The 26,875-nt window shown below is 39.7% G+C and carries 24 protein-coding genes; 10 read left to right on the top strand and 14 right to left on the bottom strand.

Annotated elements, in window-relative coordinates; translation table 11 throughout:
- Positions 1-443 precede the first annotated feature (443 nt).
- The 3 genes from P375_RS06580 to P375_RS06590 all read right to left on the bottom strand — a co-directional run bounded on the left by P375_RS06580 (position 444) and on the right by P375_RS06590 (position 3,109).
- The gene (locus P375_RS06580) at positions 444-794 is read right to left on the bottom strand and encodes a hypothetical protein (protein ID WP_245176436.1); all 351 of its coding nucleotides are present in this window, start codon (positions 792-794) and stop codon (positions 444-446) included.
- On the bottom strand, positions 764-2,050 hold the full coding sequence (locus P375_RS06585) for an agmatine deiminase family protein (RefSeq protein WP_039135668.1): 1,287 nt from the start codon (positions 2,048-2,050) through the stop codon (positions 764-766). Before P375_RS06585 ends, P375_RS06580 begins: the two co-directional genes overlap by 31 nt.
- Positions 2,051-2,215: 165 nt before the next feature.
- Entirely contained in the window at positions 2,216-3,109 is an 894-nt protein-coding gene (locus tag P375_RS06590) for a LysR family transcriptional regulator (protein ID WP_039135669.1), read from the bottom strand.
- A gap of 180 nt (positions 3,110-3,289) precedes the next feature.
- Between P375_RS06590 and P375_RS06595 the strand changes: the two genes are divergently transcribed.
- Entirely contained in the window at positions 3,290-4,267 is a 978-nt protein-coding gene (locus tag P375_RS06595) for an alpha/beta hydrolase family protein (RefSeq protein ID WP_052121812.1), read from the top strand.
- Between the two features lie 133 nt (positions 4,268-4,400).
- On the opposite strand, the gene P375_RS06600 is transcribed toward P375_RS06595, so the two are convergent.
- On the bottom strand, positions 4,401-4,910 hold the full coding sequence (locus tag P375_RS06600) for a GNAT family N-acetyltransferase (RefSeq protein ID WP_039135671.1): 510 nt from the start codon (positions 4,908-4,910) through the stop codon (positions 4,401-4,403).
- 417 nt (positions 4,911-5,327) lie between these two features.
- Between P375_RS06600 and P375_RS06605 the strand changes: the two genes are divergently transcribed.
- The gene (locus tag P375_RS06605) at positions 5,328-6,011 is read left to right on the top strand and encodes an alpha/beta hydrolase (RefSeq protein WP_039135673.1); all 684 of its coding nucleotides are present in this window, start codon (positions 5,328-5,330) and stop codon (positions 6,009-6,011) included.
- A gap of 127 nt (positions 6,012-6,138) precedes the next feature.
- Here P375_RS06605 and pnuC read toward each other — a convergent pair whose 3' ends face one another.
- Positions 6,139-6,822 (bottom strand): nicotinamide riboside transporter PnuC, encoded by a 684-nt coding sequence (pnuC, locus tag P375_RS06610; RefSeq protein WP_039135675.1) that lies wholly within the window; start codon positions 6,820-6,822, stop codon positions 6,139-6,141.
- Positions 6,823-7,058: 236 nt separating this feature from the next.
- Between pnuC and rapA the strand changes: the two genes are divergently transcribed.
- Positions 7,059-9,977, top strand: coding sequence for an RNA polymerase-associated protein RapA (gene rapA / locus P375_RS06615; protein ID WP_039135676.1), 2,919 nt, complete (start codon positions 7,059-7,061; stop codon positions 9,975-9,977).
- A gap of 3 nt (positions 9,978-9,980) precedes the next feature.
- Positions 9,981-10,634 (top strand): bifunctional tRNA pseudouridine(32) synthase/23S rRNA pseudouridine(746) synthase RluA, encoded by a 654-nt coding sequence (gene rluA, locus P375_RS06620; protein ID WP_039135678.1) that lies wholly within the window; start codon positions 9,981-9,983, stop codon positions 10,632-10,634.
- 1 nt (position 10,635) lies between these two features.
- Here the strand turns inward: rluA and phoR are convergent, their stop codons facing one another.
- The 9 genes from phoR to P375_RS06665 form a co-directional block, all read right to left on the bottom strand.
- The gene (gene phoR, locus P375_RS06625) at positions 10,636-11,940 is read right to left on the bottom strand and encodes a phosphate regulon sensor histidine kinase PhoR (RefSeq protein WP_039135679.1); all 1,305 of its coding nucleotides are present in this window, start codon (positions 11,938-11,940) and stop codon (positions 10,636-10,638) included.
- Between the two features lie 3 nt (positions 11,941-11,943).
- Complete coding sequence (gene phoB, locus P375_RS06630; RefSeq protein WP_039135681.1) at positions 11,944-12,633, bottom strand: phosphate regulon transcriptional regulator PhoB; 690 nt, start codon at positions 12,631-12,633, stop codon at positions 11,944-11,946.
- A 27-nt stretch (positions 12,634-12,660) separates the two neighbouring features.
- Positions 12,661-13,437: a phosphate ABC transporter ATP-binding protein PstB gene (gene pstB, locus P375_RS06635; protein WP_039135682.1), complete on the bottom strand. Its 777-nt coding sequence runs from the start codon at positions 13,435-13,437 to the stop codon at positions 12,661-12,663.
- 10 nt (positions 13,438-13,447) lie between these two features.
- Complete coding sequence (gene pstA, locus P375_RS06640; protein ID WP_013745896.1) at positions 13,448-14,296, bottom strand: phosphate ABC transporter permease PstA; 849 nt, start codon at positions 14,294-14,296, stop codon at positions 13,448-13,450.
- A complete protein-coding gene (gene pstC, locus P375_RS06645) occupies positions 14,296-15,246 on the bottom strand; it encodes a phosphate ABC transporter permease subunit PstC (protein WP_039135684.1) in 951 nt (316 codons plus the stop codon). The genes pstA and pstC overlap by 1 nt, the downstream gene beginning before the upstream one ends.
- Before the next feature lie 62 nt (positions 15,247-15,308).
- Positions 15,309-16,352 (bottom strand): phosphate ABC transporter substrate-binding protein PstS, encoded by a 1,044-nt coding sequence (gene pstS, locus P375_RS06650; protein WP_039135685.1) that lies wholly within the window; start codon positions 16,350-16,352, stop codon positions 15,309-15,311.
- Between the two features lie 131 nt (positions 16,353-16,483).
- Positions 16,484-17,329 (bottom strand): RNA polymerase sigma factor RpoH, encoded by an 846-nt coding sequence (gene rpoH, locus P375_RS06655; protein WP_039135686.1) that lies wholly within the window; start codon positions 17,327-17,329, stop codon positions 16,484-16,486.
- Between the two features lie 124 nt (positions 17,330-17,453).
- Positions 17,454-19,619 carry a DNA helicase II gene (uvrD, locus tag P375_RS06660; protein WP_039135688.1) on the bottom strand — a complete coding sequence of 722 codons (2,166 nt, stop codon included), beginning with the start codon at positions 19,617-19,619 and terminating at the stop codon, positions 17,454-17,456.
- Positions 19,620-19,642: 23 nt separating this feature from the next.
- Positions 19,643-20,647, bottom strand: coding sequence for a LacI family DNA-binding transcriptional regulator (locus P375_RS06665; protein ID WP_080735382.1), 1,005 nt, complete (start codon positions 20,645-20,647; stop codon positions 19,643-19,645).
- A 162-nt stretch (positions 20,648-20,809) separates the two neighbouring features.
- Between P375_RS06665 and P375_RS06670 the strand changes: the two genes are divergently transcribed.
- The 6 genes from P375_RS06670 to P375_RS12560 form a co-directional block, all read left to right on the top strand.
- Positions 20,810-21,832, top strand: coding sequence for a zinc-binding dehydrogenase (locus P375_RS06670; protein WP_052121813.1), 1,023 nt, complete (start codon positions 20,810-20,812; stop codon positions 21,830-21,832).
- Positions 21,832-22,599 (top strand): gluconate 5-dehydrogenase, encoded by a 768-nt coding sequence (gene idnO / locus P375_RS06675; RefSeq protein WP_267881917.1) that lies wholly within the window; start codon positions 21,832-21,834, stop codon positions 22,597-22,599. Before P375_RS06670 ends, idnO begins: the two co-directional genes overlap by 1 nt.
- 18 nt (positions 22,600-22,617) lie before the next feature.
- Complete coding sequence (locus P375_RS06680) at positions 22,618-23,631, top strand: TRAP transporter substrate-binding protein (protein ID WP_021461639.1); 1,014 nt, start codon at positions 22,618-22,620, stop codon at positions 23,629-23,631.
- 61 nt (positions 23,632-23,692) lie between these two features.
- A complete protein-coding gene (locus P375_RS06685) occupies positions 23,693-24,226 on the top strand; it encodes a TRAP transporter small permease subunit (RefSeq protein WP_039135689.1) in 534 nt (177 codons plus the stop codon).
- Positions 24,227-24,228: 2 nt separating this feature from the next.
- Positions 24,229-25,548 carry a TRAP transporter large permease gene (locus tag P375_RS06690; protein ID WP_039135691.1) on the top strand — a complete coding sequence of 440 codons (1,320 nt, stop codon included), beginning with the start codon at positions 24,229-24,231 and terminating at the stop codon, positions 25,546-25,548.
- 498 nt (positions 25,549-26,046) lie between these two features.
- The coding region (locus P375_RS12560; RefSeq protein ID WP_167333067.1) for an Ig-like domain-containing protein at positions 26,047-26,875 on the top strand (829 nt) is incomplete at its 3' end.

The raw sequence follows: 26,875 nt of genomic DNA on the forward strand, positions 1-26,875 counted from the left end.
ATTCTAACGTGAGTCGTTTATATAATGTGTAAAACAGCACGATTTGATACAAAGTATGAGCTATCGAAGAAATTGTTGGAATAATGTACCGATGTAGCTGTTGGTTTAGAAGTTTAAATATGAATGGATGTTAAAAGACGGTTATTCTTGATTAGATGAAGACAAGAAAGATATTAAATGTTACGTGTTTTACTATAATAGAGTGAGACTGTATAGCTATAATCAAGGATTAAGCCAATTTTAGCGAAAAAACTATCAAGGACTGCTCATTTAGTAGATCACTACATTTTTTGGTTCGTGAGAAAAAAGGAAAACTAAGGCTATCTAAAAATAGGGTTTCAGACGGCATTAAAAATAATGAAAAAGAAGCACCGCACTTTTAAGCCAAACGCTAATAAAAGTGCGGTCATTTTTTCAGCCGTTTTCAGAGGATTGAAGCCTCATCAAATAAACAAGGCAAAAATCAAACCACCAAAGGTTAAGATGAGACTGGAGAAATAGAGTCGAAAGGTAGTCTGGTAGTGGCTGGCTTGTTGCATTCGTTCGGGGTGGGCGAGCAGGCGGTAAAGCACGCTGAGCATCATCACCAGCCCCACCAATAATGAGGCGGTGATGAGTAAATCAGAGAGGCTATTTACCGCAGGTTGGCTATCGTCTGCAGCCGCCCAGCCTGCGAGGAAGTTCAGCAAAAAGCCCATTACGATGCCGATGGAGGCAATCATCGGCTGGCGTAAGTCTTTGAAATTGGGTTGTTTTTCTTCACTTATTCGGGAATTTCCTGCTGGGTGGCACAATGGATTGAGCCGCCGCCGTTGGCGATGCCGTCTGTGGCGATTTGTAGCACAGTGCGGTCTGGGTGGCTTTGGCTGACAATGTCAAAGGCTTCACGGTCGGCATCAGGGTCGCCAAATTGTGGCAAGATGATGCAGCCGTTGGCAACGTAAAAGCCGATGTAGCCTGCGGCGAAGCCGTCTTCATTGAAGCGGAAGCCTTTGTATTGGCGGGCTTCTACGGCGGCTTGCACGGTTTCGTAATTCGGGGTGTGTAGCTCAATCACATTGCGGTGGTGCTGTTTGAGAACACGCAGATTATCGCGGGTTACTGAATAATCCGGTGATTCTGGTTCATCATCAATAGCACAGAGTACGCTGTCGTCGTCGGTGAAACGGGCGTAGAAATCAATGTGGGCATCGGTGATGTCACGGGCTTTTAAGCCTTTGAGCCAAGTGATGTTGTTCACGCCCAGCACGCGGTGTAATTCTTGTTCCACTTCGGCTTTACTGCGGTTGGGGTTGCGGTTATCGTTAAGAATGCAGCTTTCGGTGCAAATGGCGTTGCCTTTGCCGTCCACTTCAATGCCGCCGCCTTCCATTACCAGCCAGGTTTTCACTAATGGCGAATGGGTGTATTTGGCGACAAAAGCGGCGATTTTTTGGTCTTTGCCAATAGGCTGATCCACAATGCCGTGTTCGCGTTTAGCTGGGTCTTTTCGCCAGCCTTGTGCACCTGTGTCTGCTTGTCCCCAGCCGTTGAAATTGAAATCCACGGCGGCACGTTTGCCGTTTTCATCACGCACAAACAGCGGAGCGGTGTCGCGTACCCATAAATCATTAAGCGGGGCGGCGATGAGGCTGATTTTGCCACCTGCTTCGATATTGGGAATAGCACGCCCGTTGGTGAACACGCCTGTGGCACTGTATTCACGCAAATCAGACTGAGCCAACTCGCCTTTCACCTGTGCCAACACCGCACGGGCTTCCTCCATTTCATTGGGGTTCACCAGCATATTCACGGGTTCAAAACGGGAAAGGTTGGCGGCGATTCGCATTAAATCTGCCCGTGCCGCACGGCGTGCCATTCCGTACATGCCTGTCGTCCCCCACGCACCTGCTGTTGCGCCATATGCCATCCAAGTGGCTTGATGGGGCGCACTTTCAGACGGCATTAAATATTGGCTTGCACCGCTATTGGTTGCTTGAGCGTGTCGTAAGAAATAAGGCGAAAGGGCTAATGCCCCTGCGCCGAGTAAAAAATCACGACGTTTCATCATGCCCTCTCCATAAAAAATTCGGCGAATTATACAACGGCATCAAATGATAAGCGAGGAAAGTTTACGGGCTGAAGGAAAAAAGTGCGGTGATTTTTTCGGTGATTTTTGACATTGAGCAAGGGGTTAAAGCACCACACTTCGCCGTGGCGAGATGATTTTCTCACCTCACCCAAACCGCCCCAGCAAAATCTCTGCAAGCAAATCAAATACGCGTTTGACCCGTAGTGGTTCGGCTTGGCGTTTGGGGCGGTAGAGGTAGCACGGCCACGTTTTGCGGGGGAGGTGTGGGAAGAGTTCCACCAGTTCGCCGCGTTCAAGATAGGGCTGGCACAGTTGGCGGGGGATATGTGCGACGGTTTGCCCCGCCAGCACGGCGGAAAGTTCGCTGCTGATGTTGTTGGTGAGCAGTTTGGGCGGGTTGGGTTGGTGGCGATGTGTGCCAATTTCCCATTGCCAAATGCGTCCGTTGTTGGGGTTAATCAAGGCACTTAAGGGGTAACGGCTGATGAGGTCTTGCCAGTTTTTAGGCTCGCCGTAGTGCTGTAACAGGCTGGGACTGGCAACGATAATATCTTGTTCTTGCCCGACTTTTTTCACAATCAGACGGCTATCTTGTGGGTTGCCAAAGCGTATGCCCACATCAATTTTGCCTGCCACCACGTCAATCAAGGCGTTGTCGGTTCGCCAATGCAGTTGAATGTCGGGAAAATCGCTTAGGCGGATCAACAGTTGTTGCAACACCTCGTTCATTAAGATGGGGTAATCAGGCAGGGCAATGCGGATAGTGCCACTCAGTGCGTGATTTGGTTGAGGGTGAATCAGTGCGTCGGCATCTGCAAGCAAGCGTTGGGCACGGGGCAAAAATTGGCGGGCAAAATCAGTGAGTTGCACTTGTCGCGTACTGCGTTGAAACAGCACTTCGCCCAACGATTGTTCCAACTCGCTGATGCTACGGGTAACGCGTTGGGGCGAGATGCCCAGCTCGCACGCGGCATTTTTAAAATGCAAGGTGTTCGCCACCGTGCAAAAAATATGGAGCAATTCCAGCCTGTTTTTCATCGTCTTTGTTCCTCTTGATGGCGAAAAAATCATAGCAAAGTTCTTCAATTATTCCAAATACAGAAATAATAAATTCCATTTTCTATCATTTTGTTTGTCATTCTGAGAGGCTATAATGGCGACTGTTCATTCAGGGCGTTATACATAACGCCCTATTTTTTAAAGCCATAAGGAGTATTTATGTTATCCAACCGTTTACCAGCCGACCGCCTTGCTTTGGCATTGGAACAAGAAAAAACCATTTCCGCCGCCGATTATGAAAAAATCAAAGCCTTGGCGAGTATTGTTCGCCCTTTGCGTAGCTTTATTTTCAAAACCCCAGCCGCTTACGATATGTCTTTTGAAGAATGGGTAATCCCCTCTGAAGATGGCGTGCCGCTCGAAGCGTGGTTTATCCCAGCCAAAGGCGGAATGAGCGATAAACTGGTGATTTTTAACCACGCCTTGCCGATGTGCCGTGCAGGTTTCCCCGGTCATTTCGGGCAGCCTTGGGCGAGCTTTGATGATTGCGAAATCGACTTCGTGATTCAATACAAACACCTCACCGATGCAGGCTACAACGTGCTGACCTACGACATTCGCAACCACGGCAACAGCGGGGCAGCGAATAATGGCATCAGCGGCATTGGCAACTGGGAATGGCGTGATTGCGTGGGCGTGAAAAAATTTGTCGATGCCCACCCTGAGCTTTCCAAAATGAAAGTGGCACTGTATAGCCAATGTATGGGCGGTAATTCGCAATATCGCGCCATTATGGAACGCCCTGATTTATTTGAAAATGTGCGTTGTATGGTCAGCCCAATGGTGGTGTCGATGGCGGCGATTTATGATGCCTTTTCTGAATTGCAAGGCGTGCAACAATATCAACCCTTGATTGATTTAGAATTGCTTAAAATGGGCGGTTTCACGATGGCAGAAATGACCCCGCACCTTTGGGCGAACGCGGTGAAAATGCCAACAATGATTGTGCAAGTGTTGGAAGACGCGTGGACACGCAATCCTGAAGACGGTCAAAAAACCTTTGATTTGCTCGGTGCGAAAGAAAAAGAATTGCTGTGGATTGAAAACACACCGTATCGCTTCAAAGACGGCTACAATTATTTTGGTCGCTACCCTGAACAAATCCTCGCCTTTATCAATCGTTATATGGCGGATTAAGCAGTAAACGGAAGAAAAAGTATGGTTATTTATAAAAGGCGAACATTTTGTTTTTTATAAGGAAATACTCCATTTTTCAGAATAAGAATAAATAGAAACATAAAATTCCGTAGAAAGAACCATATTTTTCTTTTTAATTTAATCCAAATGCAGTAGCGTAATGAATTTCTCCTTGTGGCACGTTTTTCACCAAGGGTAGCACGCGTAATACGCCTTCAGGTAGCTCAAATGGAGCGCTGATATTGTAGTCCTCTGCTGGCAGATAGCCAAAGCGAGCGTAATAATCAGGGTGTCCTAACACTACAATTGCTGCATAGTTCATAGTCTTAATTTGGCGATGTGCGGCTAAAATCAAAGCTTTCCCCACGCCTTGCCGTTGCCATTGTGGAGCAACAGAGAGAGGCGCTAATGCTAGCACAGACTGTCCACAAATAGTTGCAGGGCTAAATAAAATATGCCCGATGATTTCTTCTGCTTGCACAGCTACTAATTCTAATACTACATCGTGGTTAGCATTCAAATTGTGAACTAAGAGCGATTCTTGTCCGTCGCTTAAAGGCATATCAGCAAAAGCTGCTTGGATTAAGTTTTCAATCGATTGGGTATCTTCTGGACGAGCTTTTCGAACGGTGAATGTTGTCATTTTGTATCCTAATGATTTTTTAGATAACTCTGAATTTTAGAGGTTTTGATGGTAAAAGACAAAATAAAATGATGTTATTTCTTACCTTATTTTTAACATCTGATTTGTGTGCATTTCGCTTTTTTCACTATGTTTGTGGCAAATAAGCATTGTTGTAGATTGACATTGCACTAATTTCCGACAGAGATGAATGTGGGCAGTCTAGTAAGATGGCGTGTTGTAAATGTTTGAATAGTATATAAGATACACAGGAAGAGTATCGCAATACTATAAAGGGAGTGAACAAATAACCGAGTTCTTAAAATTTAAGAAGATACCTATTAATATCACTGTTAAAAACTTATTTTACCTATGTTGTTCCTACAATAGGGGATAATTTAGAATGAATTCAACAATGTTTTTAATTTGGGGGATAAAATGAATAAACCAGCTATCGTATTAGTTCACGGATTTTGGGGTGGTGCAGCTCATTGGAATTTAGTGATCAATGAACTCAAAAAACAAGGTTATACTGATGTTTTTGCTGTGGAAAATCCACTGACCTCACTTCAAGATGATGCGGAACGAACTCGTAAAATGGTAGCTCAGATTCCACGACCAGTTGTATTGGTTGGACACTCTTACGGTGGAGCAGTAATTTCAGAGATGGGGAATATGCCTAATGTGAAGGCTTTAGTGTATATTGCGGCTTTTGCACCTGATGTTGGTGAAAGTGCAGGAGAGATTAGCCAAAAATTGCCACCACAAGCTTTTTCGGCGATTGAAGGGGATAGTGATGGTTATTTATGGATAAAGCGTGAAGAGTATCACCAAAGTTTCTGTCAAGATATTGACGAAACCTTGGCTTATCCGATGTCAATCACACAAAAAGCGCCTATTGCTTCGACTTTCAGTGATATAGTTACACAACCAGCTTGGAAAGTGAAACCGTGTTGGTATCAAATTTCTTCTCAAGATCGAATGATTCATCCAGACAATCAAAGAATGATGGCGCAGAGAATGAAGCCTCGTAAGCTCATTGAATTAGATGCTAGCCACGCCTCTTTAGTTTCGCAGGTTGAAGCAGTGTCTGCTCTTATTATTGATGCTGCTAATTCGTAGCTAAAAGCCGAAAATCACTATACATTTGTTTTTTCATAAAAAACTGCACCCTTTAATGTTGAATAATGAATCCAACTTTTGCGGTGCAGATAATTGATCAAAAAACAGTTTTTATCAAAGCAATAGTTTAAGCATTTGCTGTTTTAGCAAGTTTAGTCCAGTTGTAATAACCATAAAGGGAATTTAATAAATAAGCAGCATACATAATATACATTGCTGCAGTGTCCGCCCATAAGGCAATCGAGAGGACATTGATAATAATCCATAATACCCACTGTTCTCGATAACGTAATAACATTAATAATTGCGCTGCAATTACCATTACGGTGGTAACGCCATCTAGCGATACAGAATTGCCGTCAGTGGTTTTTAAATAGGAGATGAATAGCAAAGAACAGATAGTGATTGCTGAAATGGTGATGAGCCACCCTTTAAAATTCAATGCTTTAGCAGCAACGATTTCACTTTCACCATCTTTCTGCATATTGGCTTTCCATAAAAAATAACCGATAAATTGTGCCGGAATATAAACATACAATGTTGTTGTCATTTCACCGTAAAATTTGTTATCCCAAGCGACATAGAAATAGGTATAAGCAAAAATTAAACCGAAAAGGTAATTACTGATTTTGCCTTTCCCAACAAAGACCACGCATAAAATACCGGCGATACCGGAGATCATTGCCAGTAGCGAATCAGGTTGATAAACATAAGTACCAATTTGTAATGCAACAAAAAGCACTAGCCAGAAAGCCTCAAATTTTGTCCAACCGCCGAACAGCTCTTGTTGAATATTTTTTATAGTTAACATAGGTTCTCCAGTGAATATTATTTTTTCTATTACATTCTATATTTTTTGTTGCAAATATGCATTATTTTTTTCTATAAATTAAATATTGGCTGTATAAATATAGCTTATATTTTACATTGATCTCAATGTAAGGAGATTACTGATAAATCTTTTTGGTTTTCCAGACTATTCAGAGTACAATCCGCGCTTATTTTTAAATTGAATAATCAATCAAAACAGAAGAGAAGAACAATAAAATGTCATTTACGATTGGACAACGTTGGATTAGTGAAAGCGAAAATAACTTAGGATTGGGATTAGTCACTGCTGTAGACCAGAGAACGGTAACATTTTTGTTTCCTGCAGCGGATGAAACACGAGTTTATTCCCTTGCGGTGGCACCGATGACGCGAGTATTGTTTCAGCAAGGTGATGTGATTACTCATCACGAAGGTTGGCAAGCGGAAGTATTGGATGTGATGGAAAATAATGGGGTTGCTCTTTATTTAGCGAAAAGAATCGATACAGACGAAGAAGTTGTAATTAAAGAACTAGAACTAGCGCATCAAATTACTTTTAGTAAACCTCAAGATAGACTGTTTTCTGCACAAATTGATAGAAATGATCGTTTTACATTGCGTTATCACGCATTACGACATCAGCAACAGCAATTTCAATCACCATTTAGAGGGTTACGTGGTACAAGAGCTAGTTTAATACCTCATCAGTTACATATTGCTCAGGAAGTTGGAAATCGTTTATCACCAAGGGTATTGTTGGCAGATGAAGTCGGATTGGGAAAAACTGTAGAAGCAGGAATGATTCTACAGCAACAGCTATTCTCTGGTAGAGTTGAACGGGTGCTAATTTTAGTGCCTGAAACATTACAGCACCAATGGTTAGTTGAAATGTTGCGTCGTTTTAATCTGAATTTTTCATTATTTGATGAAGAACGTTGTCAGGATTTCGATCGTAAAGAAGAAAATGGAAGAAGTGTTAAAGTAAATCCTTTTGATACTGAATCTTTGGTAATTTGTTCTTTGGATTGGTTAGTTACACAAGAAAATCGGATGGCAGAAGTATTGGCAAGCCATTGGGATATGCTGATTGTTGATGAAGCTCATCATTTGGAATGGCACTCGTTGGCGCCAAGTCGAGCTTATCGTTTTGTCGAACAGTTATCACAAAAGATAGCTTCAGTTTTGTTGCTAACGGCAACTCCAGAACAGTTGGGACAGGAAAGCCATTTTGCACGTTTACGGTTATTAGATCCTCATCGTTTTTATGATTACAATGCCTTTGTTGCAGAGCAGAAACAGTATCGTCCGGTAGCGGTAGCAGTGAATGATTTGTTATCTGATAAGAAATTAACCGCTGAAGAACAGAATGTTTTAGCTGAATTACTGCCTGAACAGGATATTGAACCGTTATTGCGGATTATTAATGGCGGTAACAGTTCTAACGAGCAGATCCAAGAGGCGAAACAAGAGCTGGTTACTAATTTAGTGGATCGCCACGGCACTAGCCGATTATTATTTCGTAATACGCGTCAAGGAGTGAAAGGCTTTCCGAAACGTATTTTACATCAAGTGAAACTGGAATTACCGAAGCAGTATGCTAATGCGATTAAAGTAATGAATTTACTTAACAAGACAGTGCAACAAAATTCATTATATCCGGAAGTTCTATTTCACCAGCTTAATCCGGAGGCGGCGTGGTGGGATTTTGATCCGCGTATTGAATGGTTATTGACCTTTCTAAAAAATCATAGCCAAGAAAAGGTATTAATTATTTGTCAACAAACCGAAACTGTATTGCAGTTAGAGAAGATTTTGCGCGAAAAAGAGGGAATTCGTTCTGCGGTATTCCACGAGAAAATGTCGATTGTTGAGCGTGATCGGGCGGCAGCCTATTTTGCACAACAGGAAGATGGAGCAAAAGTGCTGTTAAGTTCCAGTATTGGTGCAGAAGGGCGTAATTTCCAATTTGCTTGCCGATTGGTATTGTTTAATTTGCCACTAAATCCGGATGTCTTGGAGCAGTCTATCGGTCGTTTGGATCGTATCGGTCAAACTAGAGATGTTCAAATTTATGTTCCTTATTTTAATCAAACATCACAGATGATTTTGGTGGATTGGTATCAAAAAGGCTTGGGAGCATTTGAACAGACTTGTCCAATGGGAGCAACGTTATTCGCTAAATACGGTAAACAGCTACAGACATTTATTGATAACCCAAATGAAGATGAGGTGGGATTTGCTCTCTTTATTGATCAAGTGGCGAAAGAGCGGATACGTCTGCAACAGGAGCTAGAACAAGGTCGTGATCGTTTATTAGAATTAAATTCTAATGGAGGTGAGAAGGCACAGCAGCTTGCTATAGATATTGAATTACAAGATGGACAACCGGAGTTAATTAATTTCTGTTTGAATTTATTTGATGTGATCGGTCTGGAACAGGAAGATCTTGGTGAAGATTCAATAGTTATTCAGCCGACAGGTCATATGTTGGTTCCTGACTTTCCGGGATTAAAAGAAGAGGGAAGTACAATTACTTTTAATCGTTCATTAGCATTGGCACGCGAAGATCTTGAGTTTTTAACGTGGGATCACCCGATGGTGCGAAACGGTATCGATCTGATCACTTCCGGCGATATTGGCAAAACGGCAGTGAGTTTATTGCCGCATAAAGGGTTACCGGCAGGTACGTTATTGTTGGAATTAATTTATGTGGTTGAAGTACAGGCTCCGAAATCATTGCAGCTAACCCGTTTCTTACCACCGACGCCAGTACGCTTATTATTAGATATAAAAGGTAATGATCTAGCTGCACAAGTTTCTTTCCGAGGTTTGGAAAAACAGCTTAAGCCTATTAATAAAAATATGGCAAATAAAGTGGTTAAAATGATGAAAACGGAAATTGAGCGTCTAATTAAGCATTCTCAAACGTTGATAGAACCTTATGCTGAACAGATTATTGCAGAAGCTATTGAAGTAGCAGATAAAACATTGTATAGCGAATTACATCGTCTTACAGCACTTCAAGCGGTAAATAAGAATATTCGTCAGGATGAAATTGAACAACAGGAACAATTAATTACGCAATCATTAGCATATCTTCATCAAGCTAGCTGGCGATTGGATAGCTTACGCGTGATTGTTAGTAATAAAGAGTAATTTATGGCATTAATTGAGTACAACCCACCGCAAGGGTTAAATATCTTATATCAGGATAATTATATTGCGGTGATTAATAAACAGAGCGGTTTGTTGTCAGTTCCCGGTAATCAACCACAATATCAGGATAGTGCAATGACACGTGTGGCAAATAAATTTGGCTTTACTGAACCAGCACACCGTTTGGATATGGCAACCAGCGGCATTTTACTGTTTGCGCTTTCCAAAGCCGCTGAAAAAGAGCTGAAGCGACAATTTCGCGAGCGAGAACCGAAGAAACATTATCAAGCGATTGTTTGGGGGCATTTGGAACAGGATAGCGGTATTGTCGATTTACCATTAATTTGTGATTGGGAGAATCGACCGCGACAACGTATAGATTTTTTAGTTGGCAAAAAAGCACAGACGCAGTATCAGGTTTTAGCGCGTTATCCGAATAACACCACGCGCGTGAAATTGACGCCGATCACCGGTCGTTCGCATCAGTTGCGTCTACATATGTTAGCTCTCGGGCATCCGATTCTGGGTGATAAGTTCTATTCTCCTCCGGCAGTGCGGGCAATGGCACCGAGATTATATTTACACGCAGAAAGTCTTACTATTACGCATCCGATCACTCAAGAGCGGATGACATTTACTTGTCCGCCGGATTTCTAACTTATTGTTGCGGATTGACGATTAAATCGGGTTTAATTATAAAAGAAAATTCACTGCCTTTACCGACTTCGCTTTGGATTTCAAGATAGGATTGATGTTGTTCCAAAGCGTGTTTAACAATGGCTAATCCTAGACCGCTGCCGCCGGTTTTATTATTGCGTGATTCATCCACACGATAAAAACGTTCGGTTAAATGGGCAAGATGGCGAGCTTCAATACCGATACCGTTATCGCTGACACAAAATCTTGCCCCTTGTTTACAACGTTGCCAACTGACGTGAATAATCGCCTCTTCGCCCGCGTGACGAATAGCGTTATAGACCAGATTGGAAACAGCACTTTGTAATTGATGTTCATCCCCAATAATTTTCAAATCCGGCTCGATTTCAAAAATAATTTGCTGTTTTGCTTGATGGATAACGGCAGTATTTTTTTGTAAAGAGAGGATTAATTGTGACATATCAACCACTTCGTGTTCGGCACTATTGATATTTTCAATTTTTGCCAATAAAGATAGCTGTTGTAGCAATGTCGCCATTCTCTCGCTTTGTTCTTTCATCGCTTGCAATGCTTTTTGTTGAAAAGGCGATTTTTCATCGATCTCACCCTCAAACATTTCCAAATAACCTTGCAGCACTGTTAATGGTGTACGCAGTTCGTGGTTCATATTCGCCAGAAAAGTTTGACGGGAGTGCATTAAGCGAATAAACGAGGTCGCATCGCGTGCGATAATTAAATAGGATTCGCTGTCGTAACTATTGATATTAAACTCAATATAGCGTTTATTGTGAGTCAATAAAACTAAAGGGCGATTGCGTCTGTTAAAGGTTAAATGACGAAAATAGTGTTTAAATTCGGGGTAGAAAATCACCTTAAAAACGCTCTTTTTCATTTTTTTATCCCAAATAAATTCAAACATCTCCTGTGCTGCTTGGTTACACCAAGAAATATCGCCGTTGTGTTCACAAATTAATACCGCATCAGGCAAAAATTGAATATTGCGATTTAGCTTAGAAAGTAGGCGTAAAGATTTAATTTTTTCGCGGCGAGTTCGCTCATTGTAGTAGGCAGCGGTTTGTGAAATATGCTCAAGTGCAGTAATTTTCTTTTTGCTTTTAGGTGGTTTATTTGGATTGATGATTTGTAACAAACTGAATTCGTTATAGTGGTGCCAAATCAGCAAAATAATTAGAACAGTAATTAACCAAAAAGAGAGATCTTTGCTGAATAGACTCAATAATGAAGCAATTCCGACAGCCAGCAGCACTTCAATGATTAAATGCTTTAATGACAGATTTAGTTTCATTAGTTAATCCTGAAAATGGTTGGAAAAACGATAGCCGAAGCCACGAACAGTTTGTACATAGCGATCAGCTTGAAAAGGTTCTAAACTACGGCGTAGACGGCGAATATAGGAATCGACAGTACGATCTTCAACATAAATATCATCGCCCCAAATATGATTTAATAGCTGCTCGCGACTATAAACCTTTTCGGGATGAGTTATTAGAAAGAGAAGTAATTTATATTCGGTCGCACTTAATTCGACTAGTTTATTTTCAATGGTAACACGCTGTGACTGTTGATCGATTTGTAGATTTTCAAAATTGATAATTTGACTTGGAGGATCGTAACTGCGCCGCCATAATGCTTCGATTCTCGCTAATAAAATTTTAGGTGAAAACGGTTTGGTAATATAATCATCAGCACCAGCGTTTAAGCAGGTGATACAATCTTCTTCTGCACTGCGAGCTGTAAGCATAATGAGTGGAATTTTAGCGGTTTTCTCTTGCTTTTTTAGATATTCGATAAGCATAATGCCGGAACGACCTGGCAACATCCAGTCTAATAGAATAAGTTGTGGCTGTTCCTCAAGTCGATGTATTGCACTTTGATAGTCTTCTGCTTCGATAACTTCATAATTTTGTTTCAGTAAATAAAGTGCGATCATTTCACGAATTGCACGTTCATCTTCAACAATTAAAATTTTGCCCGCCATACGACCTCATTTATTAGAGTTTCAGCTTTAGCCCATTTTACCTGTAATGTAATCTTCTGTCCGTTGGAATTTCGGTTTATCAAAAATTTTGCTGGTTTGGTCGAACTCAATTAGTTCACCAAGATACATAAAAGCGGTGTAGTCAGAACAACGTGCTGCCTGTTGCATATTATGTGTTACGATAGCAACGGTGTAATCGTGTTTTAATTCGTTGATCAGCTCTTCGATTTTCATTGTTGATATTGGATCGAGTGCCGAGCAGGGTTCATCCAATAACAACACTTCTGGTTTAACCGCAATACCGCGTGCAATACATAAGCGTTGTTGTTGTCCACCGGATAAGCTATCGCCGTTTTGGTTCAGTTTATCTTTCACTTCATCCCACAATGCGGCTTTAGTTAGCGCCCATTCAACACGATCATTTAGTTCTGATTTTGGAAGTTTTTCAAATAAACGAATTCCGAAAGCAACATTATCATAAATCGACATTGGAAACGGGGTCGGTTTTTGGAAAACCATCCCGATTTTGGAACGGATAATGGCGATATCAGTATGTGTGGTTAATAAATTTTCATTATCTAAATTAATTTCGCCGGTAGCGTATTGGTTCGGATAAAGTTCATACATCCGGTTAAATATGCGTAACAGTGTAGATTTACCACAGCCTGATGGACCAATAAATGCAGTGACTTTATTTTTTGCGATTTTCATATTGATATTTTTTAAAGCGTGAAAATCACCATAATAAAAATTGAGATTATTAACGGTTAATTTCGCATCAATTTGGTTTGATAACATATCCATTTTATGGTCCTTATTTATGTTTGTTGGAACAAAGTCTGGTTAAAATATTTAAAGATAAAACAAAAATCGCAATTAATGCTGCACCTGCCCACGCCAGTTCATTCCAATCTTCAAACGGGCTGGCGGCATATTGATAAATCACCACCGGTAGATTTGCCATTGGTGCATTCATATCCAAAGAGGTGAATTGGTTTGAGAGCGCAGTAAACAGCAATGGTGCGGTTTCGCCGGAAATGCGGGCAACGGAAAGCAGAATGCCGGTTAAAATGCCGGAGCGAGCGGCACGATAGCAAACCATCGTAATGACTCGCCATTGCGGGCAACCGAGTGCAGCGGCGGCTTCGCGTAAATTATTCGGCACGAGATTCAACATACTGTCGGTGGTTCTGACCACAACTGGAATTACCAACATTGCCAAAGCCAACGAACCTGCCCAGCCGGAGAAGTGTTTTACTTGCGAAACATAGATTGCGTAAATAAACAGTCCGATAATAATGGAGGGTGCGGAAAGTAAAATATCGTTCAGAAAACGGGTAATTTTCGATAATTTGCTATAGCGTCCGTATTCGCTTAAATAGGTGCCTGCCAAAACGCCAATCGGTGTGGCGATAAAGGTGGCAATTAATACCATCATAATCGAACCGATAATGGCATTAATCAAACCGCCGCTTTCGTTGGGTGCAGGTGTCGCTTTTAGGAACAGTTCAAACGAGAGTGCCGGGATGCCTTTGATGATTAATGTGTATAAAATCCAAATCAACCAAAAAAGCCCGAACAGCACTGCCAGATAGGCAAGGCTTAACATAAGAAGATTTCTGCTTTTACGCCAATAAAAGCGTTGATTTTGATATTTATGCATTATTTTCTTCCTTCTAGTCGACTCATTCGCATCACTAATAAACGTGCGATCGCCAATACTAAAGTGGTAATCAAGAATAGAATTAACCCTAACTCCATCAAGGCTGATTTCTGTAAACCGCCGGCTTCATTAAATTCATTGGCAATCGCAGAAGCAATGGAGGTGGATGGTGCAAAAATGGAGTTTGGCAGTTGAAAGGCATTGCCAATAACGAAAGTTACAGCCATTGTTTCTCCCAATGCCCGCCCTAACCCAAGCATAATACTACCGATAACACCGCCTTTAGTATATGGAAGAACGATTTTCCAAATTACTTCCCAAGTGGTTGCTCCTAAGCCGTAAGCGGATTCTTTCAACATTGGAGGTACGACACTAAAAACATCTCGCATTGTTGATGAAATAAATGGAATGATCATAATGTCCAACACTAACCCGGCAGTGAATAGTCCGATGCCGAAAGGTGCGCCGGAGAAGAGAATGCCTATTAAGGGTAAATTGTCAAACGTATCAATGATATAAGGTTGAATATATTCTTGAAAAAGTGGTACGAAAACGAATAATCCCCACATCCCGTAAATAATGGAAGGAATAGCCGCTAACATCTCTATTGCCGTACCAATTGGCTGTTTTAACCATTGAGGTGACAATTCAGTGAGAAAAGTGGCAATGCCGAAAGAGATTGGTACGGCAATAATTAAGGCGATGGCGGCGGAAATTAATGTGCCGATGATCGGTACCAATGCCCCATAATTTTCTTGCACCGGATCCCAATCATTTGTCCATAAAAATTTAAAATGAAATTTAGAAATAGAATCCCAGCTACCAATAACTAAAGACAATAAAATGGCGGAGAGCACAATAAAAACAAAGACAGCAAAAAAACGGGTGGTGTTCTTAAAAACATTTTCCAACCAAGCGTGATTTAAACATTTATTATCGATTTTATGCATTTTTCTACCTTGTAAGGTAAGGGTTATGTGAGAGCATAACCCTTTGATATTTCAATAGAATATTAATAGATAGTTTTTCCTTGCGCATCTTTCACTTCACTGTGCCAACGAGCTTTAATTTTTTCGACAACAGTGTCCGGTAATGGCACATAATCCAGTTCTAAAGCAGCGTCTTTACCGTTTTTAAATGCCCATTCAAAGAAACTGAAGACATTTTTGGTGTTTTCGGCATTGTCGGCATTTTTGTGGATTAAGATGAAACTTGCCGCAGTGATTGGCCAAGATTGATCGCCCGGTTCATTTGTCAAAACTACGCCCATTCCGGCAGCTTTCTCCCAGTCGGCATTGGCTGCCGCCGCCATAAAGCTGTCACGAGAAGGTTGTACAAATTTACCGGAAGCATTTTGTAAAGTAACCCAAGTTAATTGATTTTGTTTGGCATAAGCATATTCTACATAGCCAATAGAGTATTTAAGTTGTTTGACGTAAGCTGAAACACCTTCGTTACCTTTTCCTCCTTGTCCAACTGGCCACTTAACTGACTTTCCTTCACCTACTTTCTCTTTCCACTCCACAGAAACTTTGGATAGATAGTTAGTCCAGCTGAATGTTGTGCCAGAACCATCTGAACGTCTAACTACAAGAATATTTTTATCAGGTAAGGCTATGCCATCATTTAGAGAGACAATCGCTGGATCATTCCATTTTTTGATTTTACCGAGAAAGATATCGGCAATTACAGGACCGGAAAGTTTTAATTCTCCCGCTTTGATTTCTGGAATGTTCACAACAGGAACTGTTCCTCCAATGATAGCGGGAAATTGTAATAGTTGCTGTTCTTCAAGGACGTTAGCTTTCATTGGATCATCTGAAGCACCAAAATCAATGGTTTTGGCGATAATCTGTTGTTGACCACCTCCGGAACCGATGGATTGATAATTGACTTTATTACCGGTTTGTTGTTGATAAAGCCCAGCCCATTTCGCATAAATTGGATAAGGGAATGAAGCTCCTGCTCCAGTAATTTCGTGGGCATTTGCTTGAGTGATAAAGGGTAATAAGATGGTGACAAGAGCAAGTTTTCTAAGGACTTTCTTCGGTAACATAGTTTTCTCCTAACAGAATGAATTAACCTTTGATGTTAGGAAGTTTAGCGATGAAATATGATAGTTTGATGACAGGGCAAAAAATAACCCCATATTCCGTGATGAAATATGGGGAATTTTATAGAGGGAATTTAGAATGTTACTGCATTTCTTAATTTTTTCAATGCATTGCTTTCTAATTGTCTGATACGTTCGGCTGAAACGCCATAATGATCAGCCAACTCCTGCAATGTGGCTTTATTATCATCCAACCAACGGGTTTGGATAATATGACGACTTCTTTCGTCTAATTGTTCCAATGCTTCACTAAGTTGATCGGTTGCTTGATTTTCAAAGTTTTCTTCTTCTAATTCGGCAGCGAAGTTTGAACTTTTGTCTTCTAGATAAAGTGCCGGAGAATAGGTTTCTTCGCTATCATCAGTAGGTAAATCGAAACCCATATCTATACCGCTCATACGTGATTCCATTTCTTGTACGTCTTCTGCAGAAACACCGAGTTCGTTAGCAACCATATCTACTTCATTTGCGTTGAACCAACCTAGACGTTGTTTTGTTTTACGCAAATTGAAGAATAATTTACGTTGAGCTTTAGTGGTGGCGACTTTAACGATACGCCAGTTGCGTAACACATATTCGTGAATTTCTGCTTTAATCCAATGCACAGCAAAAGAAACTAGGCGAACACCAACTTCAGGATTAAAACGTTTCACGGCTTTCATCAAACCAACATTACCTTCTTGAATTAAATCGGCTTGTGGCAAACCATAACCGGAATAACCACGTGCAACGTGAATCACAAAACGTAAGTGGGATAAAATTAATTTTTTCGCGGCATCAACATCTTGATGATAATACAAACGTTCTGCCAGCTCCTTCTCCTCTTCTGCGGTAAGCATTGGATATTCATTAGCTGCTCGAATATAGCCTTCTAAACTACCTTGAGGAACAAGCATCATGTTTTGCATTTCTTTTGTCATTAACTACCTTCTTATATTAAAAAATTTGTTTCCGTTATAGCACAGTTAATGCCTAATGTAAAAACTGTCTTAACTTAACGAACGCTTTATTTGACCTATTATAATGCAAAAAGTTTCATATAGATCACAATTTTTCTAAATTTGCTAAGTGAGCAATTAGCCATTTTATGCCTTGATTTTGAAAGGCAATTTGTAGCCGGCAGTTTTTATCACTACCTTCTACATTAATAATTGAACCATATCCGAATTTATGATGTTTTACGCGTTGACCCGGCTTCCATTCTGAATTTTCTAAAATTGATTTTGCTGTACCAACCGCTGCAAGGTTTACCGCTCTTGTTACTGTACCTCTTAAGCGAATCTCCTGAATATTTTCTTCCGGTAATTCATTAATAAAACGTGAAACAATACGTTTTTCTTCTTGAGAGTAAACACGGCGTTGTTCAGCATAACAAAGCGTAAGCTTTTTCCTTGCACGAGTGATACCGACATAAGCCAAACGGCGTTCCTCTTCGATTCTGCCTTCTTCTCCTGAAGCACCGCTCGGGAATAAGCCCTCTTCCATTCCAACGATGAAAACACGATCAAATTCCAAACCTTTTGAAGAGTGCAACGTCATTAAATCGACACATTGTTGATGTGGCGAGGCTTGTCCTTCACCGGCTTCCAACGAAGCGTGAGTCAGAAAAGCAATCAGGTCGCTCATATCTTCCGCCTCATCTGGTTTTTGAAAATCTCTTGCAGCAAAAACCAGTTCATCTAGATTTTCTAAACGCACTTCACCTTTTTCGCCTTTCTCTTTTTGGTACATCTCTTTCAGACCGGAGTGTTCAATCACGAATTCGGTCTGTTCTGTCAACGGTAGATCAAAAGTGTCATTATCTAAGGCGTTGATCAATTCGATAAAACGCAACAAAGCAGAAGCAGCGCGACCTTGCACCAATTTCTCTTCCAATGCTAAATGCGTTGCCTGCCAAAGCGTTAATGTTCGTTTACGAGCAATATCTCGCAAAATTTCAAGTGTTCTATCGCCAATGCCACGGGGTGGTGTGTTGACTACTCGTTCAAAGGCAACATCATCTTGACGATTTGCTAAAAGACGCAGATAGCCGAGAGCATCCTTAATTTCTTGACGTTCAAAGAAACGTAAACCACCATAAATACGATAAGGCAGACCGGATTGTAAAAATGCTTCTTCTAAAATTCGTGATTGGCGGTTACTGCGATATAGCACTGCACATTGATCATAATTACCTCCTTCATCTACCCACTGTTTAATCTGTGAAGTCACAAAACGTGCTTCATCGTGTTCATTAAATGCACGATAAATTCCGACAGGATCGCCTTTATTGCCTTCCGTCCAGAGATGCTTACCTAAACGTCCCTCGTTATTAGCGATTAACATATTAGCAGCTTGTAAAATATTTTCCGTAGAACGGTAGTTTTGTTCCAAACGGATCGTTTCTGCGTGATAATCGGTTAAAAAACGGTAGATATTATCAATTTTTGCGCCTCGCCAACCATAAATAGACTGGTCGTCATCCCCGACAATCATCACATTGGCACTATTTCCAGCCAATAATTTAACCCATTCATACTGAATATTATTGGTGTCCTGAAACTCATCCACCAAAATATGCTGAAAACGTTGTTGATAACGTTGTAGAATCAGCGGTTTTTTCTGCCAAAGTTCATAAGTTCTTAATAATAATTCGGCAAAATCGACCAAACCGGCGCGATCACAAGCATCCTGATAAATTTTGTAAATTTCAACCCAACTTCGATCTTCCTTACTACGCATTTCGATTTGATCGGCTCTTAAACCAAGATCTTTTTTATTGTTGATATACCAACAGATTTGCTTTGGCGGATACAAACCCTCATCCAAGTTGTAGGATTTCACCAACCGTTTCACCAAACGTAATTGATCTTCTGAATCTAAAATTTGAAAATCCGCCGGTAAACCGGCATCCGGCGCGTGGCGGCGCAAAAGCCGATGTGCCAGACTGTGGAATGTCCCGACCCACATTCCGAAAGGCGGCGTGAGTTGATTCTGTAATAAATCCTCAATACGATGGCGCATTTCCGCCGCCGCTTTATTGGTAAAAGTTACCGCAAGAATGCCATTGGGGCTGACATTCTCAACGCCGATTAACCAAGCAATGCGGTAAGTTAAAACCCGAGTTTTACCACTGCCGGCACCTGCCAAAACTAAATAATTGCCCAAAGGTGCAGCCACTGCTTCACGTTGCCGTTCATTTAAACCATCTAATAATTCTGAAAAGTCCATAGGGGATCCTGTTATTGTTATACCTAAGCACTTTGTCTGCGCATAAATTTAAAAGGTAATTCAATGATTTGTTGAGGAGGAAGTTGTTTAGATGTTAAGAATTGAATTAAAATTTCAGCTCCCATCTTGCCAATTTCAAATCTAGGTGTAGCAATTGTAGTTAGGCTCGGATTGAGCACTTTGGAAAATTCTAAATCATTGAAACCGACAATATCTAGCTCCTTACCAACTTTAATATCTCTACGGGAACATTCCATAATTGCCCCCGCTGCAATGTCATCATTAATGAAAAAAATCGCATCAGTGTCAGGCCAACGATATAAAATTTCAATGAGTGCTTCGGCGCCACTGGCAAAAGAAGTTCTTTGTTGCATTTTAAAATGTCTATCTGTGACAAGATTGTTCTCATTTAAAACGGCTTCCCACGCATTTTTTCTTAATAATGCTCTGCTATCTAACCAAGATGAGCATAATGCAATGTTTTTTCTGTGTTTTTCTTGTACTAAAAAACGAATTAACTCTTTAGCAGCAACATATTGATCGATGCCAATATTCGCAAGAAAGTTAGGATTATCATAGATATTCATAATTTCTACTGTCGGAATATTAGCTGTTTTTAATAACTCTATCGTTTTTTGTGTATGGAATGTTTCTGTGAGAATAAAACCATCCACATTTTGTTGCATATATTTTTCAATAATGTGTTGTTCTTCCAATGGCGTATAGGAGAAATCACTGATTAATAAATTATAGTTCCATTGGTCGCAAATTTCTTTCACACCATCAATGACTTCTTTAAACACGTCATTACTGAAAGAGGGAATTAATAGCACGATAGAATTGGTAGATGATGATGCAAGTGATTTAGCTATACTATTAGGTATATAGTTCATTTTTCTACACATTTTCTCGATTTTTTCTCTCATTTCTGTGGAAATTAAAGAAGGATTATTAATCGCCCTAGAAACAGTGGATTTATTAACTCCTAAAGCTTTTGCTATGTCATCAATTGTTGTGCGTTTTTTCATAGATAGCGGTTCTTAATCAATTAATTCTACTGTTCTACATTTTATCTGAAATCATTTATTTTTTGAAACTGATCACACTTTGAACAAAATGTTGTTGCAACACTTTTTAATAAATATTACGTTAATGCAAACGGTTGCATTAATAGATTAAAGAGGTGAAGAATGGCAGAAATTTATAAGTCAGAATGTGTGAAAGTATCAGGAGCACATCAAATACAAATTACTACGGCAGAGGTATCTACTAAGGAAGGTAATGAATCGATAGTTAAAATAAGCAGAGGAGGAATATGTGGTTCTGATATTCATTACTATCAAGAAGGAGGAGTAGGAAACTTCAGTTTAAAACATCCTATGATTTTAGGGCACGAAGTTGTCGGTATTTTAGAAAATAAAAAGCAAGCGGTTGCAATAAATCCAAGTAAACCTTGCTTAAAATGCAAATATTGCCTAAGTGGAAAATCCAATCAATGTTTAAATATGCGTTTTTTCGGCAGTGCAATGTTGAATCCACATATTGATGGCGGTTTTTCTCAATATGTTGCGGTAAGAAATGATCAAATTGTTCCTTATGATAATCGGATACCAAGCAAAATAATGGTATTTGCTGAACCGTTAGCTGTTGCTGTTCACGCAGTTAATCAAGCAGGTTCTTTGGTTGGAAAGAAAGTTTTAGTGACAGGTTGCGGTCCAATCGGTTCTCTTGTGGTTGCTGCTTGTAAGAAGGCCGGTGCGGTTGAAATTGTTGCTTCTGATATACAAGAATCTTGCCGAAATAGTGCTATTGCTATGGGCGCAACATCAGCCATTAATCCTTTGGAAAATCAAGAACAGTATTTCCAAGATAAAGGTTATTTTGATGTGAGTTTTGAAGCTTCTGGAGCAAATAGTGCTATTAACTTTGCAATTGATGCAACCAAAGCAACCGGGACAATTATTCAGATAGGAATGGCAAAAGGAGATGCGCCTGTTCCTATTACAAAATTCTTAGCGAAAGAACTTACTTATCGGGGAGCCTTCCGTTTTACTAATGAATTTGAAGTGGCAGTACGTTGGTTAGAACAAGGGTTGATTAATCCGTTGCCGTTGCTTTCTCACGAATTTTCTTATCGGGATGCAGAAAAAGCATTACAAACGGCGAGTGATAAAAGTGTTGCTATAAAAGTCCAACTTAAATTTGAGGAGTAATTATGAATAATTTATTTGATTTAACAGGGAAAAGAGCTTTGATAACTGGCTCTGCTCAAGGGATAGGTTTCTTACTTGCAAATGGATTAGCTCAATATGGTGCAGAAATTATCATTAATGATATTAACGCAGAAAAAGCGCTAGTCGCTGCTGAACAGTTAAAAAAGAAAGGTTTTCTTGCGCATTCAGTTCCATTTGATGTGACTAAAAAAAGCGAAATTGAGCGTAATGTTGCGGAAATCGAAGAAAAAATAGGGGCAATTGATATCCTAATTAATAATGCTGGTATTCAACGGCGACATCCTATTTTGGAATTTCCTGAACAGGAGTGGGATAACGTTATTGAAATTAACCAAAAAGCGGTTTTCTTAATGATTCAGGAAGTTGGCAAATATATGGTGAAACGTAATGCAGGAAAAATTATCAATATTTGTTCAATGCAGAGTGAGTTAGGACGAGATACTATCACGCCGTATGCAGCTTCTAAAGGTGCAGTAAAAATGATTACTCGTGGGGCGTGTGTTGAATTGGCTCGTTATAACATTCAGGTAAACGGAATTGCACCAGGATATTTTAAAACGGATATGACTAAGGCATTAGTAGAGAATGAGCAATTTACACAATGGTTATGTCAGAGAACACCTGCTAATCGCTGGGGTGATCCAGAAGAATTAATCGGTTCAGCTGTTTTCCTTTCTTCTAAAGCTTCCGATTTTGTCAATGGCCATCTGTTGTTTGTTGATGGTGGAATGTTAGTTGCTGTATAAACAACGAGGAGTTTAATTATGAACTTTAAAAAATCTTTATTATTCATTTCATTAGCAAGTTTGATGTCATTTGCAGTATCGGCAGCGGAAATTAATTTGAAATTTGAAAGCTCAAATTTTGCTGGAGAGAAAGTATATGAGATCCAAAAACAGTGGACTGATAATGTAGAAAAAGCCTCAAATGGAAGAATCAGCATTGAATTATTACCGTTAGATTCAGTATTAAAAACAAGCGATATGCTTTCTGGAGTGAGAAATAAAATTATTGATGGTGCAGTTGCTACTGCGGCAATGTATGCTGGTACTGATCCTGGTTTTGGCTTGATTGGTGACACTATTTCTGCGTGGAGTAGCGATGAGGATATTCTTAGCTTTTATTATAATGGAGGAGGTTTTGAAGTCGTTGATAAAATCTTTCAACAATATGGGGCTAAATTAATTGGTGTATCGGTAACTGGTTCAGAGTCACTACCTTCCAAAGTGAAAATTGCAAGTGTTGCTGACTTTAAAGGAGTTAAAGTTCGTGCGCCATCAGGCCCAATTCAGAAATTATTTGCGAAGTTGGGAGCTGCTCCTGTTGGTTTGCCAGGATCGGAAATTTACACTAGTTTAGAAAAAGGAATTATCGATGCGGCGGATTTCTCCACTTTTGCTAATAATCAAGCACAAGGTGTACACGATATCGCAAAATATCCTATTTATCCGGGTATCCATTCTTCTCCTGCAGTTCATATGATAATGAACTTGAAAACTTGGCAATCACTCTCTCCTCAAGATCAGGATTTTCTAGTGTCCTATTTTAAAGGAATGGCTTTGGATACACTGATTAAAGCCCATTATGAAGATAAAATCGCATATAAAGAAGCGTTAGATAAAGGCGTTCAGCCAGTGGCTTGGAGTCCGGAAGAAGTTGCGAAAGTTCGTGCTGCGGCAAGAGAAATCTGGCAGGAAACAGCTCAACAATCTGAAATAGGTAATCAGTATTATCAAGCCTTATTAAAATTCCTTACTTCTCAAGGAATGATGCAATAATCGTAACTATAGGCAAGGCTGGGTTGGATCACATTCAGCCTTGTTTATTAAGGAGTTGAAAATGTCTTTTTCTCAACGCTTACTATTTTTATGTGATCGGTTTGATCAATTTTTTATCAAATTAGGTTACTACGTCTCTTATCTTTTCCTTTTTATTGTTGCGATTGGGTTTTATGAAGTTATTGTGCGATATATTTTTTCCAGTCCTACAATTTGGGTACACGAGGTCACTACTTTTCTTGTCAGTTTATCTTTACTTTATGGTGGTGTTGCTTGTTATGCCAACAATAAACATATTGCTATGACATTTATTCGACAACAATTTTCAGCTCGAGTGAGGTGGGGATTGGAATTGCTCGTTGAAATATTCGTTTTTATTTTCTTTGTTTTATTAAGTTATGGTTCATATCTTTCAGCTGCCGAAGCATTTTTTACTCCTATGGGAACATTTAAGATGCAAACTTCCGGTACTGTATTGGATACACCATTCCCTGCGATTGAAAAAGGGTTCTTTTTTATTTCGTGTTTGATGGTGTTGGTACTTTCAGTGTTGCATATATTTCGTCATTTAGTGACTAAAAATCAGGAGGGATAATTATGATTAGTGGTTTAGGAATAGGTGTAGGAACATTAATTATCTTTCTAATGATGATTTCGTTGTTATTTATTGGTATGCCATTGGGTTTTTTAACCGGCTTAATTGCTTTAGTGATTTCCTATTTATGGTTTGATACTGCGGCAATAATGCAAATGGTTGCGGCAAGGGTAACAGATTTTACTTCTTCTTATACATTTGTTGCAGTGCCAATGTTTGTATTAATGGCAACATTATTGGATAGAACAGGCATAGCGCGTGATTTGTACAATGCTATGCGTATTATTGGTGGTAGGTTAAGAGGGGGTATCGCCATTCAATCAATGTTTGTTGCTATTTTATTAGCAACAATGTCAGGCATTATCGGTGGAGAAACTGTCTTGTTGGGAATGTTGGCGTTGCCGCAGATGTTGCGTTTAGGGTATAACAAAAACCTTGCTATAGGTACGGTGGTTGCCGGCGGTGCATTAGGGACAATGGTGCCTCCAAGCATTGTCTTAATCATTTATGGTATGACGGCAAACGTGTCTATTGGTGGACTATTTTTAGCTGCAATTCCTGCGTCAGTTTTATTATCTTTACTTTATATTTCCTATATTTTGTTATTATGTTATTTACGGCCAAATTATGGACCAGCAATGGCTGCAAGTGAAAGGCAGGCATTAACAAAAAAAGATATTAAGAAAATTATTCACGATATTGCTATTCCTGTAGCAATTGCCACTTGGATTTTAGGCAGTATTTATGGTGGGATTGCTTCTATTACAGAGTCTGCTTGTATTGGTGTAGTGGGTGTTATTCTAGCGGCTTTTTATCGCAAAGAGTTGAACTTCACGATTATTAAGGAATCGCTTAAACATACAATTAATACTGTTGGAATGATTATTTGGGTAGGTATCGGAGCAACAATGATCATTGGTATTTATAATCTAATGGGAGGAGATCGTTTTATTTCAGGTTTATTTGCCAGTTTGAATGCTCCGCCGATTTATACCATTATCATTATGATGATTATCTTATTGATTTTAGGAATGTTTTTGGACTGGATTGGTGTAGCGATGTTAACAATGCCTATTTTTGTTCCTATTATTACTGCACTTGGCTATGATCCGATTTGGTTTGGTGTTTTATTTTGCGTAAATATGCAAGTGTCATTCCTTAGCCCTCCATTCGGACCGGCAGCATTTTATCTTAAAAGTGTAGCTCCGGAAGGCGTGGAATTAACAGATATTTTTAAATCTGTCTGGCCATTTATTAGCTTACAAATTTTAGTTCTGATTTTACTATTAGCTTTTCCCGAAATTACCTCATTATTTCTTTAATCTTATAAAAGTTCTTCCTTTAATAAAGGGAGAACTTGTTCGCCTATTTTCTGATAGATATTTCAGAGAGTACGGGATAGTTATAACGAGTATTAAATATTCGACTTTTCATTCCATATAATGAGCGACTTTATGTCCAAATAAATTTAAGGAATTATATAAAATGTTAGTTTATTTCTGTGTAATTTTATAAGTGTAAAGTTGTTGGTTGTAAAATTATACATCTATTTTGGATACGAATATTTAATAGCTTCTTTAATTCATTATTTCAAAATTATAAATAAAAATAATATTTTGACATCAAAGAAATACAAAATATCATATAAACAACAATTTCTTAAATTTTAAATAAAGTTTAAATTGACTTTACGCTTGCTTTTGATAATATGCGTCGATTTATTGCTTTTCGTTCTTACTTTTATGAGGGTGGCTGTTCATACTTGTTGTTGGAATGAAAGGGAGCTTAGTTAATTCTATAAAGACGTATTGGGAGAAATTATGGGGCTTATCCTCGTTGAGAAAAAATCAGGCAAACGCATTGATTTATCAAAAGTTTTAAAAAATGGTAAATATACGGAATTGGCTGTGCCAGGTGAAGAGTACTATCTCATCGACCGCGCAACCGGCAAAACACCAGAAGATATTAAAGTTACTCGTTCAGGAAATGATCTTATTTTAAAAAGTGAAAAAGAGAATGTAGAAGTTATCATTGATGATTTCTGGGGTAAATGTGATGATGAGCAGCAATGTTTCGCAATTTTTGATGTTGGTGCATCGGAAGGCGTAGATGCCGGACAAGTTATCGTTACACAGGTAGGTAAAGAATTTTCTTCTTTCTCTGAAATTGAAGCGGGAATGACTGGAACTTTAGCAGAAGGTGATAGCTTCCGTCCGTGGCTTTATGGTCTTGCTGGATTAACTGTTCTCGGCTTGGGTGCAGCGGCCGCAGGTGGTTCGGGGGGGGGTAGTTCAGCACATTCTGCTCCGTCAGATACCACGCCTCCGTCTCAACCAACAGATGTAGTTATTAAAAATGATGGTAAACAAATTACTGGTAAAGCCGAACCCGGTAGTAAAATTACTATTAAAGATGACCAGGGTAATGTGATTGCGAATGGAAAAGCTGATGAGCAAGGCAATTTTTCAATTGATCTTAACCCACCAAAAAATAACGGCGAAAAAGTAGAAGTTACCGCAACAGATAATGCCGGTAATACGTCAACCCCAACAGATGTAATCGCATCTGATAGCACTCCACCAAACAAGCCAAAAAATCTTGATGTGTCTGATAATGGTACACATGTCACCGGTACAGCAGAACCAGGTA

The sequence above is a fragment of the Gallibacterium genomosp. 2 genome, from assembly GCF_000771895.1.
In the GTDB taxonomy this organism is placed as follows: domain Bacteria; phylum Pseudomonadota; class Gammaproteobacteria; order Enterobacterales; family Pasteurellaceae; genus Gallibacterium.